The following is a 12,354-nucleotide window of genomic DNA, read 5'->3' as shown; positions in this document are numbered from 1 at the left end:
CGGTATTATGAAACTGTATGAAATCTATTTTAGCCCTACCGGAGGGACAAAAAAGGTCACGGAGATCATTGGGAGTGCCTGGACGTGTGAAAAAGAAAGGATTGATCTGATGAATCCCCGGCTGGAACCGGCGGGATACTCTTTTACTGCGTCTGATATCTGCATCGTGGCAGTCCCGTCGTTCGGAGGCAGAGTGCCGGAGACGGCGCTGGAGCGGCTGAAAAAGATGAACGGCGGCGGAGCCAAAACGGTTCTGGCGGCTGTTTACGGAAACCGGGAATTCGAGGATACGCTGATCGAATTAAAGGATGCGCTTTTGGAGGCGGGCTTTTGCTGTATGGCTGCCGCTGCTGCTGTGGCAGAGCATTCGATCATACATAAGTTCGGTGCCGGCAGGCCCGATGAGGAGGACCGGCGGGAACTAAAGGCATTCGCGGAACGGATCAAAATCCATCTGGAAGAGAATGGAAGCGGCGAAGTATCGGTGCCCGGTGATCATCCGTATCGAGAATATAAAGGCGTTCCCATGAAGCCGAAGGCGGACCGGGACTGCATCAGATGCGGTAAGTGCGCCGCAGAATGTCCGGTTCAGGCGATTCCGGAGGATAATCCGGCGTCAGTTGATAAAGATCGCTGTATTTCCTGCATGCACTGCATTGCCATATGTCCGGCGCAGGCCCGTCATAATGATAAAGTGCTGCTGTTTGCGGCAGAACAGAAGATGAAAAAGGACTGCAGCGGCCGCAAAGCCAATCACCTGTACCTGTAACCGGAGTTACCAGTTTTTCCCTGACAATTTCCAGTCATCCTGTGCTATTATATTTTTGTAACAGAAATGTAATAATTATGTAACAAAATCAGGAGGGACTAAACATGAAGAGATTAACCGCATACGCACTGACCGCAGCAGCGGCACTGGCAACGGCCGGAACCATACCATCGACGGCAAATGCAGCCGTTCATACATACAATTTTTCCGCAGGAGGCGGAAAGGTTATTATGGTGACGGGAAACAACGGGATGGATTTCAACCATATTTTAAACCAGATCCCCGGATTCCATGCTTCACCGGACTGCCAGCCGGAGTTCCCCGGTTATCCGGGAGAGGTTTTCCCGGATAACAGCTTCCCGACGCCGGAGCTTCCGACACCGGATTTTCCGGACAACAGCCTGCCTTCACCGGGGCTTCCGGACAACAGTCTGCCGACGCCCGACCAGCCGTCTGATGAAAATCAGGATGAGGCCGTCGGCGCGGTGCTGAAGCTTGTAAATGAGGAACGTGCCAAAGCAGGACTTCCGGCGCTGACACTTCATGCAGGCGCTACCCGTGCGGCTCAGCAGAGAGCCAGGGAGATCGAAGCTGCATTCTCTCATACGAGACCGGACGGAAGTAATTTTACCACCGCTCTGACCGCCGCAGGCGTGACTTACCGTGCGGCAGGGGAGAATATTGCCTATGGCCAGAAATCCGCGGGACAGGTTATGCAGGACTGGATGAACAGCGCAGGCCACAGAGCGAATATTATGAACGGTAATTTTACCTCGATTGGAATCGGTCATTATAAGAGTGCGGCAGGCGTTGATTACTGGACCCAGCTTTTTATCAATTAATATGAGATTAATCTGTATAAAAGAATGATTTAAAATGTGAGACATCATAAAACGGATGGTTCTGTACATTACAGTACAGGCCATCCGTTTTTTCTGCGAAGGAAAGCGCTTTTGTGCGGCGTATTCCTTATGTTAAATTTATTTTTTCCTGCAGCAGCTTTCCTGCAAGCGCGCCCCAGTCACCGTCATAGTAAAATCCCTTCATATTTGCCATGGCGGCAAGTCCGTGAGCGGCGGCCCACATGATGATTAAGCTGTCGCGGCGTTTATCCTTCTCCACATGATTATACTCAAGGCACAACAGCCCTAATTCCTTAAACAGATGAAAGGGTTCAAAGTCTCCGTCAAACGTATCTTCCGTCAAATCAATTCTGTAATCGTCACCGTCATAGATAAATGTAAAATAGTGGGGATTAACCGCGAAGAAATTAACATAGGCGATCCCCATGTCCAGAACGGCATTGGCAGGATCATCCTTATCCGTACCTGCGATCAGAGCCCCGCAGAATTTTTGAGTGACGTAATTTTTCATCTCCCGCATCAGTTCATCGACCGTAGAGTAGTGGTTATAGCAGGCGGCAGGAGAGACGCCCAGTCTTTTCGCAAGCTTGCGCAGTGAGAAATTACTTTTTCCTTCCTCGTGTATCAGCGCCAGCCCCTCCTCGATCAATTCTGTCTGCAGATTTCCGTGATGATATGGTCTGTCTTCTTTCATAGTCCGGCCTTTCTTAAGTCAGTTCTGGTTAGATAATGATGAGTGGAATCAATATTAACACATAATAACATAATGTTAACAATTGTTAATATTATAATACCATATATGTTTACAGGCGTCAACATTGCGCGCGTATCTGCCAGGATACGCAGATACCAATAAAACAAAACAAGCCGGGAACTTATAGTCCCAGCCTGTCTTTTGCCTCTTTTTCCGTGAAAAACACGGTCTTGCCGATCTGCCCGGAAGCGATCACATACGGCCCTTCACAGGCTCCGTAGCTGTCAATGCTGAATGTAAATCCACCGCTGACAGGGGTCACATCGGTCACCCGCCCAGAGTGAACCAGATCTTCATCGAGATAATAAACTACAGTTCCTTCTTCAATCATATCAGTCCTCCGCATTCTCGAAAGTGGTTGAAAGCCAACCGCAATTCGTATAGAATAAAAGATATATATACAGCGGCTACAACTGTAATTATATACATTACAGTTAGAAAAATCAAGCTTTACCGCCATGAAATCAAATCACGGATCTGTATAAGATATGGCCGCAGCACTTGCTGTGAATCAGTATTGGAGGAATCCCATATGAGGAAATGTAAGATTACTGTATTAAAGACGACACTGGATGAGGAACTGGCGAAGGAGTACGGAGTTTCGGGACTGCAGGCCTGTATCCAGGCTGGACTACAATCCCGTAGTACGGGAATAAAGGAGGGGAAATACATATGAACTACAGAAAACTGGGAAAAACCGGATTGATGGTCAGTGAAATCGGACTGGGAGGAGAATGGCTGGAACGCCATAATACAGATGAGGTTAAAGCCGTCATAGACTGCTGCGAGGAGGCAGGGATCAATATTCTGGACTGCTGGATGTCAGAGCCCAACGTCCGTTCCAACATCGGGGCTGCACTGGCAGGCAGACGGGAGAAGTGGATCATTCAGGGCCATATCGGCTCCACCTGGCAGGATGGACAGTACGTCAGAACCCGCGACTTAGATAAGGTAAAACCGGCGTTTCAGGATCTGCTGGACCGCATGCGTACAGATTATATCGATCTGGGAATGATTCATTTTGTGGATGAGGCTGCGGAGTTTCAGTCGATCATCCATGGAGAATTTATGGAATATGTCAGGGAACTGAAGGATCGGGGGATTATCCGCCATATCGGTATGAGCACTCATAATCCGGCGGTGGCGAAAATGGCGGCTCTGTGCGGTGAGATTGAGATGATTCTCTTCAGCATCAACCCTGCATTTGATATGCTTCCTGCCAGCGAGAATATGGATGACTATTTTAAAGAGGAGTATGAAGAAGCGCTGGGCGGCATTGCGCCGGAGAGGACAGAGCTGTACCGGATCTGCGAACGGGAAGAGGTTGGGATTACTGTTATGAAGGGATATGCTGGCGGCAGACTGTTTTCAGCAGAAGCCTCCCCCTTTGGAACAGCACTGACACCGGTCCAGTGCCTGCACTACGCCCTCACCAGGCCTGCAGTCGCCAGTGTTATGGTGGGGTATGACACTCCGGAACATGTGGCGGCCGCTGTGGCGTATGAATATGCCTCTGCGGAAGAAAAAGATTACGCGACCGTACTTGCAGGAGCACCTCACCACGCGTACGCCGGCCAGTGTACGTACTGCGGCCACTGTGCGCCGTGTCCGTCGGCCATTGATATCGCTATGGTGAACAAGCTTTACGATCTGGCAGTGATGCAGGAGGAGGTCCCTGCATCGCTGCGGGCACATTATAACGGACTGTCAGCGGGGGCGGGCGACTGTATCGGCTGCGGAAGCTGCGAATCACGGTGTCCCTTCGGCGTACCTGTGGTGGAACGGATGGAACAGGCGAAAGCGTTATTTTCCTGACAGTGTATCCGGCGCAGAATCTCCGTCTACACGGTTCATACAGTCCAGCGAATACATCCGCTTAAACTCTGTGGGAGTACATCCTTTAAGCTGTTTAAACATGCGGATGAAGGCTGAAAGACTGGAAAATCCGGACTGGAGCGCTACCTCGGTTACGGAGTATTCCGGGTTGATTAAGAGCTGTTCTGCGTGTGAAATCCGCTTTTTGTTTAGGTAGCGGTAAAAAGACGTATGGGTGAAATCTTTAAACAGCCGGGTAAAATGGTATTTACTGAAGCCCGCGATTCCGGCGATGGTTTCCAGGGATAAATCCTCCGTGCAGTGTTCGTTGATGTAGTTGCAGACGTAAAGAAACCGTTCGGCATATTTGGCAGACTGAGGGCCAAGCGTATTGGCGGAAACAGAAGGGGAGATGGCGTATCTTCCCAGGAGCCCTAACAGCTCGATGAGCGCACCGTAGAGCAGCATATCGTAAAAGGACCGGGAGCCGGCGTATTCCTCTTCCATGAAGGAGAGGAGTTCGACGGCTTTTCTGTATAATTCCGGCTCTCTCTCCGGAGTAATGGTGGTCACCGGCGGCAATAAGGCGAGCAGTGTTTCTAAGTTGGAAATGCCTCCTAAGAATGATAAATCTGCCAGATAGATGGTTCGGCTGCCAGTGTCCGGCGCATGGAGGGCGTGGATGGTGCCGGGGCGGATAATGGCGATTTCTCCCTCGTTTAACCGGTAGGTCCGGCCGTCAACCACGATCTTATACCAGTTTTTTGTTGCGTGTATGATCTCCATCGGAGTGTGCCAGTGGTCCGGGAAATCTTCACAGATGTCCATATCGCTGATTCGAATCTGCATGTTTTCGCGGAATGTAACTGTCTCAAAAATACCGTCAAGATGTTCGATCATCGGGAAGCTCCTTTCATGACTTTCTTACAGCAGGCCTGAAGCCAGGGAAAAGATAAAATAAAAAAGTGAAACAAAAAAAGTGCGCTGTATTTCCTGCTATCATACTGCGGTTATGGTGAATTTGCAATATAAATACTCATAAATACAGCGGTTATCATGAAATGTGTCGCTTTAATGAAGCAATTATTGATATAGACGGCGCAATAATTGTAAAGTCAAAACTGACACAATCTGCTATATTTAAGTCATCATAAGTATACAATTTTCAGGAGGTAATAAAATGAGAGAATATCATGTGGCGGTAACCGGCTGTGACTCAAATTCCGGAACAAAAGACCAGCCGTTCCGAACAATATCGAGAGCCGCGTCTCTCGCTATGCCGGGGGACCGTGTCATTGTCCATGAGGGAGAATACCGCGAGTGGGTGAAACCGGCGCAGGGAGGTACCGGCAGCGTTTCAAGGATTACATATGAGGCAGCTGAAGGAGAGCGAGTGGTGATCAAAGGCTCAGAGCGGATCACAAGCTGGGAGCCTGTAGAGGGCAGTGTCTGGAAAGCAGTACTCCCCAATTCTTTCTTTGGAACCTATAATCCATATCAGGAGGTTCTGGGAGGGGACTGGTTCATCTATCCGGCTGACAATTCCCTGCATACCGGTGATGTCTATTTAAATGGGAAATCCTTTTATGAGGCGAAGAGCCTGGATGAAGTGAAGAATCCGGTCATCCGCATGGAAGGCGTAAATCCACCGTGGATGAAACATCCGGAAGCAATTTTGCATCCGGAGGACACCGTCTTTCAGTGGTATGCAGAGACGGACCGGGATACTACCGTGATCTATGCAAACTTCCAGGGAGCGAATCCAAACGAAGAGCTGACAGAGATCAATGTGCGCAAGTGCTGCTTCTATCCTGAGAAAACGGGAATCAACTACATCACGGTGCGTGGTTTTGAGATGGCACAGGCGGCATGCCCGTGGACTCCTCCGACTGCGGATCAGCCGGGCCTTTTGGGAACAAACTGGAGTAAGGGATGGATCATTGAAAACAACCGGATTCACGATGCCAGGTGCAGTGGAATCAGCATCGGAAAGGAAGCATCAACCGGCCATAATCTCTGTACCAGAACCCACAGAAAACCGGGATACCAGTATCAGATGGAAGCCGTATTCCGGGCAAGACAGATCGGATGGAGCAAGGAGACAATCGGTTCCCATGTGATTAGGAACAATGAGATTTATGACTGCGGACAGAATGGTATCGTGGGCCATATGGGCTGTGTATTCAGCGAGATTGCCCATAACCATATTTATAATATTGCGGTAAAGCATGAATATTTCGGATATGAGATCGGTGGAATCAAGCTGCATGCCGCCATCGACGTACAGATTCATCACAACAACATACATAACTGTACGCTGGGAACGTGGCTGGACTGGCAGGCCCAGGGAACGAGAGTGAGCAAGAATTTATACTATGCCAATGACCGTGACCTTATGGTGGAAGTAACCCATGGCCCGTATCTGGTGGACAATAATATATTCGCCTCCAGTTATAATTTCGACAATATCGCCCAGGGCGGCGCCTACCTTCACAATCTCTGCTGCGGTACCATGAGGAGAGAGGATGTTCTGGACCGTTCCACTCCATATCACTTCCCTCATACGACAGAAGTGGCGGGAACCACGGTGGTGTACAGCGGCGACGACCGTATCTTCCAGAATATATTCCTGGGAGGAACTGTGACCTATACTGAACAGTCTGTCCATGGTACCGAAGGCTATAACGGCCATACGAATTCTCTGGAGGAATATATTAACGATGTAGTTTCCCGCGGAAACGGTGATTTAGAGCAGTTCAAGCATGTAAAACAGCCGGTATATATCCGCGGAAACGCTTATTTAAAGGGTGCAAAGCCCTATGAGCGGGAAGAAAACACGTATGTAAGCGATACGGATCCTGCTGTGCGGATTGTGGAGGAAGACGGGAAGACATATCTGGAGCTGAATGTGGAAAAAGGGATGCTGGAGATTCCGACAGAGGTCTATGGTACCGAAAAGCTGGGAATGCCGCGCATCACGGAGGCTCCATATGAGAATCCGGATGGGACTCCGATCGTATTTGATACCGATTATCTCGGTCAGGAGAGAAGCGGACAGCCTGCGGCAGGGCCAATGGAAGGACTGAAGGAAGGTATGAACCGGATTCTGGTCTGGGAATGATTTGAGTAAAAAGAAATAAGAAGAGGCGGCTGTGAAAAAGTGGAGTCAAATCAACTTTTTCACAGCCGCTTTTTATCTGAATTTATTATACAAAGGCTGTCTCCGATAAAAAGTGTTTTTCCATCCGGTTTTCTTAAGGAATCATTTCGTGAATTCCAAGTATTATATGGTAATATTTACCTGATGCTGATCTGCATCAGCAGGATAAAACAATAATACAAGATACGGAGGGGAATCATGAGTACATTTGCACTGAAAATCACAGCTTTGATCTTGATGTTTCTTGATCATACCGGACTCTATTTTGAAGGAACACCGGTGTGGTTCCGGTGGCTGGGGAGAGCTTCCTATCCACTGTTTCTATTCAGTATGGTATGGGGATACCATTACACGAGGAACCGGAAGAAATACCTGCTTCGTTTATACCTGATGAGCATTTTTATGACTGGTTTTATGTACTTTATAAAAATCCGGTTCAATGCGGTGGTGGATTACGGTTACCATAACATTTTTCTGTCCATGTTTCTGGTGGGCGTCCTGATCAGTACCATCGAACTGTTTATAAAGGACAGAAAAAAGGGCGGCATCCTGATCGGCGTCATAGTTCTCGTGCAGATCTTATATTATATGCTGCCCCGTTTCTTTCCCTTCCTCCGCAGCCTGAGCGGAGATACGCTCACCGGTGTGATTCCCAATCTGGCGATGAATGAATACGGACTTGAATTTGTTGCGCTGGGTGTACTGATGTATTTCCTGAAAGAGCAAAAAGACGTATTTACAGCCGTGTATCTGATCTTCTGCATCTGCCAGTTCAGCGAGGAAATGCTGGCCGCAGGTACCGCGACGCAGTGGCTGATGGTTCTGGCCCTGCCTTTCATGCTCAGCTATAATAACCAGAAGGGGCCGGGATTAAAATACTTGTTCTATGTTTTTTATCCGGCGCACACATTTCTGCTGTTCTATGCTGCTAACTATATTTTTTCGAAGTAGTCAGTTTGTCTGTTTCGCAGATTCGGCGGCAGCGGCGGGAGCGGAGAACTGCTCCGCCAGCTTTACGAGTAAATCCCTTGCTTCATTTCCCTGCTCCAGTAAGTCATCCACCTCGGGAGTCTCAATGTTATGGATGAGGACATTCCTTGTCTTACGGAGAGCGACGATCTTATTGAGGCATTCCTTGTCGAGAATGTCCAGGCGCTTTAAGGTGTTGATATTAAAGGCTCCGCGGGTCTTAGGCGAACTTTTGTGTGAGATGCGGTTCAGGAAATGCTCCAGAGGCACCCACTGGTTAAAGAAGTAGGTGATGGCGTTGCTGGCCACCTCATCGGTCTCTCCGGCAATGCGCAGTTCCCGGTAAATCTGATACCGCTTTTCGTTGCCCGTGATAATCTGGTCGATGATCTGCTGGGAGATGTTGCGGCGGTCCTTTTCGAACTTGACTGACTTTAAGACCGGCTCGATCTCTTTGACGCCGTTCATCTTGAGTCTGCTCAGGAGCTTAAATAATAACTCGATATTTCCCATGCGCAGTTCGATGTCCTCACGGCGAAAGTTATTGCTTAAGTAATTGTAAAGGTAGGAGGCCAGCTCATACTGGCTGCCGAACGTGGCGTTTTTGCTCCGCACCCGTTCGTTGCCGGCACTCTGCAGCCGTTCCAGGGCGATTTCACCGGCGAGGACCAGCCCGTTCAGTTCATCGATGATAGCCAGTTCTTCTTCCGACAGGGTTCCTGAAAGCGGCTTGTAAACGAGATCATGTTCGACCTCAGACCATGCATGCATCAAAACAGACGCCACCTGAATCTCGATTCGCGCGGTGGCGTATTTTTGCTGCGTCTTGTCTAAGGATTCCTCCTTCATATGGGCGCGGTAATGGTTGGCCCAGTAGCCGGAAAATCGTTTGTTGTAGGTAGGCGGCTTCGACTGTTCCGGGAATTGCTTCGTCTCAATGATGGTAAATAAATCAGCGATCAGGCTGTTGGCCTTGTCGCGGTCTCCGGGGAAGTAGAGAGACACCCGGACGCCTGATAAATCCGCAATATCCTCGTAAATCTCCCTCATATTTTTATAAGGAACCGTCCGCCGGCTGTTCCTTCTCTGTACCTTGCTTTTTAATCTGACAGGATTCTTGGCCCTGGAAGTCACCATGGCACGGATACCGGCTGCCTGAAGGGCGGATTCCAGCTGCCTGGCCGCGATGTGGCCGGCCATCTCGTAAAAGTTCAGCTTTTTCTTATAATTTTCAATAAACTGGTTAATTAAATCCATATACATTCCTCATTGGCCTCTTGTTACATGCTTATTATATCGCAATCGGAAAAATGATACAACCAGAAAGCTTCAAAAACAGGGGGCGTCCTGCAGCATCCGGAGGACAGCGGCGTTACCCGCGTAACTTCCCTTGTATTTCCCCCCAATGAGAGGTATAATACATAGTAAATCAAACTGGGCGGAAGGGGGATATGCCTGTGTTTCTTTTATTTTTTGCAGTGTGGGTGATTTTGAACGGTAAAGTGACGGCGGAAATCTGTATCTTTGGCGTTTTGATTTCGGCCGCACTTTTTTATTTTATGTGCCGGTATATGGAATACAGCCTGAAAAAAGAGCTGCTGCTGTTCCGTCTGGTCCCGCTGTTTATCCGTTATTTCGGAGTTCTCGTAAAGGAGATCGTGAAGGCCAACGTATGTGTGCTGAAGATCATCCTGTCTCCGGAACTTCAGCCGGAGCCTGCCTTTGTGTATTTTGATACGGCCTTTCAGACGGGGCTGGCGAAGGTGCTGCTGGCCAATTCCATCACGCTGACGCCGGGGACCATCACCGTATCCGTGGAGGACGACAGGTTCTGCGTTCACTGTCTGGATAAGGAACTGGCCGAAGGGATGGAGGATTCAGTATTCGTAAAGCTGCTTGAGGAAATGGAGGACGTGGAAGCGAGATGGACAAGATAGGACAGGCTTATGAGATGCTTTTAACCGGGGCCGCCCTGATTCTGGCAGTCTTAATGATCATCAGCATCATTCGTTCCGTTCTGGGACCGAAGATTTCGGACCGCATTATTGCAGTCAATATGACGGGAACCATGGTGATCATGGTCATCGCCATACTTTCCGTTTATCTGGATGAGAACTATCTGGTGGATGTCAGTCTGATTTATGCCATGATCAGCTTTCTGGGGGTCGTCGTCCTGTGCAAGGTATACACGGGCGTCTACCTTCAGAAGAAGAACCGGAAAGCCGATTTGGGTGCGATTGAGGATAATGTAGAGCGGCAGGCGGAAGAAACGGGGAGAGAAGGAGAGACAGGGAATAATACAGAACAGGAGGACTTGCTATGACGTGGCAGTGGATCAGATTCGCACTTTCGGCCGCCTGTCTCGTGACGGGCCTTGTTTTTATGATGCTGGCGGTATTTGGAGTTAACCGGTTTCACCGGGCGTTAAACCGGATGCACGCGGCGGCCATGGGGGATACGCTGGGAATTCTGTTTGTGTTTGCAGGCCTCATCCTGATCCGGGGATTTTCCATGGACTCTTTCAAATTACTGCTGGTTATTCTTTTTTTCTGGACTGCGGGACCGGTGTCCGGCCATATGATCAGCCGTCTGGAAGCCATGACCGATGAGGATCTGGGTGAGATTCTCGTCATTCGGAAAGAGAAAACCGATAAAAAACAGAAGGGGGAGGAAAAGGGCGATGAAACTCTTTGAAATCATTCTTTTAATCTGTCTGATCGTATGCGCCGTATCGGTGGCATTTACGAAGGATTTGCTGACCTCCATCGTTATTTTTATGTCCTACAGCCTGATCATGTGTATCATATGGATCCTGCTTCAGTCGCCCGACCTGGCCATTACCGAGGCTGCGGTAGGAGCGGGCGTGACCAGCATCCTCTTTTTCATTACGTTAAAGAAGATCAGAGCCATCCGAAAGGAGGAACGCGATGAGCAGGACGAAGGATCATTATGAAAACAGCCTTTGGCTGAAATTCAGGAAATGGGTCGACGGCGAGACGGACCTTCTCGCAGACGGAATGGAGACCCGCGCTCCGGAAGAAGAGTTAAAGGAACTTTCGCAGGCGGCGCAGACTGCACAGGCGGAGCTTTTGCAGTCTGACCCGGAAAAGACCGCCAGAATGCGCAGGAAGGAGGAACGGGGACTTCTTCTGTTTCGCCGGTTTTATCAGGTGATGTCAGTTCTTCTCTGCCTGACCATCATCTTTGTGCTTCTCTGGACGATCGCCTATCTGCCGGTCTTTGGAAATGCGGGAAATCCGGACAACAACGAGGTGTCCGCCCGCTATATAGAAAAAGGAGTGGAGGAGACCGGTGCACTTAACTACGTCACCGGTATGATTCTGGATTACCGCGCCTTCGACACCTTTGGGGAGTCGTGCGTCCTGTTTATCGCTTCCTGCTGCGTTCTGGCACTGCTTCGGATCGATGCGGTGAGCCGTGACGAGCAGACGCGCAAACGGCTTGACGAGGCCAATGACCGGCTTTTTGAGCCGAAGAACGACATCATTTTGCAGAAATGCGCCTGTATCCTGGTTCCTTTTATCATGATTTTCGGCGTCTACATCATTTTAAACGGCCATCTCTCGCCTGGAGGCGGGTTTTCCGGAGGGGCGGTTCTGGGATCAGGCCTGATCCTCTATTTGAATGCCTTTGGCTTTCGGAAGACGGAGCGCTTTTTTACAGAAACGGTGTACCGCAGAATCACGCTCTGCGCCCTGACGTTTTACTGTGTGGCGAAAAGCTATTCCTTCTTTACCGGCGCGAACCATCTGGAGAGTGGAATCCCCCTTGGAACGCCCGGCGCCATCTTAAGCAGCGGCCTGATTCTGCCTCTCAATATCTGCGTGGGACTGGTAGTGGCCTGTACCATGTACGCATTTTACACTCTGTTTCGAAAAGCAATTTGGTAATATGTCAAGAGGAAAATGAAAAAGATTTTCTAAGAAAAGGGTAACTTTAATAAACCTACGGTTCAAAAGAAACGTAAGTTCGATATGCACTATGGATTACCTACTCTTTTCCA

At 49.3% G+C, this 12,354-nt stretch carries 15 protein-coding genes; 11 read left to right on the top strand and 4 right to left on the bottom strand.

The window, feature by feature from the left end:
- Window positions 1–7: 7 nt before the first annotated feature.
- Window positions 8–769: a 4Fe-4S binding protein gene (locus NE473_RS25225; RefSeq protein WP_055649499.1), complete on the top strand. Its 762-nt coding sequence runs from the start codon at window positions 8–10 to the stop codon at window positions 767–769.
- A gap of 104 nt (window positions 770–873) precedes the next feature.
- Window positions 874–1,611, top strand: a complete 738-nt coding sequence (locus tag NE473_RS25220; RefSeq protein WP_055649498.1) for a CAP domain-containing protein — start codon at window positions 874–876, stop codon at window positions 1,609–1,611.
- A 127-nt stretch (window positions 1,612–1,738) separates the two neighbouring features.
- Here NE473_RS25220 and NE473_RS25215 read toward each other — a convergent pair whose 3' ends face one another.
- Together NE473_RS25215 and NE473_RS25210 are read right to left on the bottom strand one after the other, a co-directional pair.
- Window positions 1,739–2,326: a TetR/AcrR family transcriptional regulator gene (locus NE473_RS25215; RefSeq protein WP_022032085.1), complete on the bottom strand. Its 588-nt coding sequence runs from the start codon at window positions 2,324–2,326 to the stop codon at window positions 1,739–1,741.
- Window positions 2,327–2,507: 181 nt separating this feature from the next.
- Window positions 2,508–2,717 (bottom strand): hypothetical protein, encoded by a 210-nt coding sequence (locus NE473_RS25210; protein WP_039893593.1) that lies wholly within the window; start codon window positions 2,715–2,717, stop codon window positions 2,508–2,510.
- 201 nt (window positions 2,718–2,918) lie between these two features.
- Between NE473_RS25210 and NE473_RS33215 the strand changes: the two genes are divergently transcribed.
- Together NE473_RS33215 and NE473_RS25200 are read left to right on the top strand one after the other, a co-directional pair.
- Entirely contained in the window at window positions 2,919–3,062 is a 144-nt protein-coding gene (locus NE473_RS33215) for a hypothetical protein (RefSeq protein ID WP_432762474.1), read from the top strand.
- Window positions 3,059–4,201: an aldo/keto reductase gene (locus NE473_RS25200; protein ID WP_055649497.1), complete on the top strand. Its 1,143-nt coding sequence runs from the start codon at window positions 3,059–3,061 to the stop codon at window positions 4,199–4,201. Before NE473_RS33215 ends, NE473_RS25200 begins: the two co-directional genes overlap by 4 nt.
- Here the strand turns inward: NE473_RS25200 and NE473_RS25195 are convergent.
- On the bottom strand, window positions 4,190–5,101 hold the full coding sequence (locus NE473_RS25195) for a helix-turn-helix transcriptional regulator (RefSeq protein WP_055649496.1): 912 nt from the start codon (window positions 5,099–5,101) through the stop codon (window positions 4,190–4,192). The two genes, NE473_RS25200 and NE473_RS25195, sit on opposite strands and share 12 nt — an antisense overlap.
- 280 nt (window positions 5,102–5,381) lie before the next feature.
- Here NE473_RS25195 and NE473_RS25190 point away from each other — a divergent pair, with 280 nt between their 5' ends.
- Both NE473_RS25190 and NE473_RS25185 read left to right on the top strand, forming a co-directional pair.
- The gene (locus NE473_RS25190; RefSeq protein ID WP_055649495.1) at window positions 5,382–7,322 is read left to right on the top strand and encodes a DUF1565 domain-containing protein; all 1,941 of its coding nucleotides are present in this window, start codon (window positions 5,382–5,384) and stop codon (window positions 7,320–7,322) included.
- Window positions 7,323–7,559: 237 nt separating this feature from the next.
- A complete protein-coding gene (locus NE473_RS25185; RefSeq protein WP_055649494.1) occupies window positions 7,560–8,312 on the top strand; it encodes a TraX family protein in 753 nt (250 codons plus the stop codon).
- On the opposite strand, the gene NE473_RS25180 is transcribed toward NE473_RS25185, so the two are convergent.
- Window positions 8,313–9,587 (bottom strand): RelA/SpoT domain-containing protein, encoded by a 1,275-nt coding sequence (locus tag NE473_RS25180; protein WP_039893371.1) that lies wholly within the window; start codon window positions 9,585–9,587, stop codon window positions 8,313–8,315.
- A 194-nt stretch (window positions 9,588–9,781) separates the two neighbouring features.
- Between NE473_RS25180 and NE473_RS25175 the strand changes: the two genes are divergently transcribed.
- Genes NE473_RS25175 through mbhE form a run of 5 tightly spaced genes read left to right on the top strand, consistent with a single transcriptional unit; the run spans window position 9,782 to window position 12,241 of the window.
- Window positions 9,782–10,267 carry a Na+/H+ antiporter subunit E gene (locus tag NE473_RS25175; RefSeq protein WP_081034820.1) on the top strand — a complete coding sequence of 162 codons (486 nt, stop codon included), beginning with the start codon at window positions 9,782–9,784 and terminating at the stop codon, window positions 10,265–10,267.
- Window positions 10,255–10,653 (top strand): MrpF/PhaF family protein, encoded by a 399-nt coding sequence (locus NE473_RS25170; protein WP_006776761.1) that lies wholly within the window; start codon window positions 10,255–10,257, stop codon window positions 10,651–10,653. The genes NE473_RS25175 and NE473_RS25170 overlap by 13 nt, the downstream gene beginning before the upstream one ends.
- Window positions 10,650–11,024 carry a cation:proton antiporter gene (locus NE473_RS25165; RefSeq protein ID WP_022032094.1) on the top strand — a complete coding sequence of 125 codons (375 nt, stop codon included), beginning with the start codon at window positions 10,650–10,652 and terminating at the stop codon, window positions 11,022–11,024. The genes NE473_RS25170 and NE473_RS25165 overlap by 4 nt, the downstream gene beginning before the upstream one ends.
- Window positions 11,011–11,283: a hydrogenase subunit MbhD domain-containing protein gene (locus NE473_RS25160; protein ID WP_006776763.1), complete on the top strand. Its 273-nt coding sequence runs from the start codon at window positions 11,011–11,013 to the stop codon at window positions 11,281–11,283. The genes NE473_RS25165 and NE473_RS25160 overlap by 14 nt, the downstream gene beginning before the upstream one ends.
- Window positions 11,258–12,241: a hydrogen gas-evolving membrane-bound hydrogenase subunit E gene (mbhE, locus tag NE473_RS25155; RefSeq protein WP_256265407.1), complete on the top strand. Its 984-nt coding sequence runs from the start codon at window positions 11,258–11,260 to the stop codon at window positions 12,239–12,241. The genes NE473_RS25160 and mbhE overlap by 26 nt, the downstream gene beginning before the upstream one ends.
- Window positions 12,242–12,354 lie beyond the last annotated feature (113 nt).

The organism is Hungatella sp. SL.1.14 (genome assembly GCF_024460495.1).
GTDB classification, from domain to species: domain Bacteria; phylum Bacillota; class Clostridia; order Lachnospirales; family Lachnospiraceae; genus Hungatella; species Hungatella hathewayi.
The sequence above is the reverse complement of the archived record's forward strand: the minus strand, read 5'-3'. Positions and strand labels throughout refer to the sequence as shown.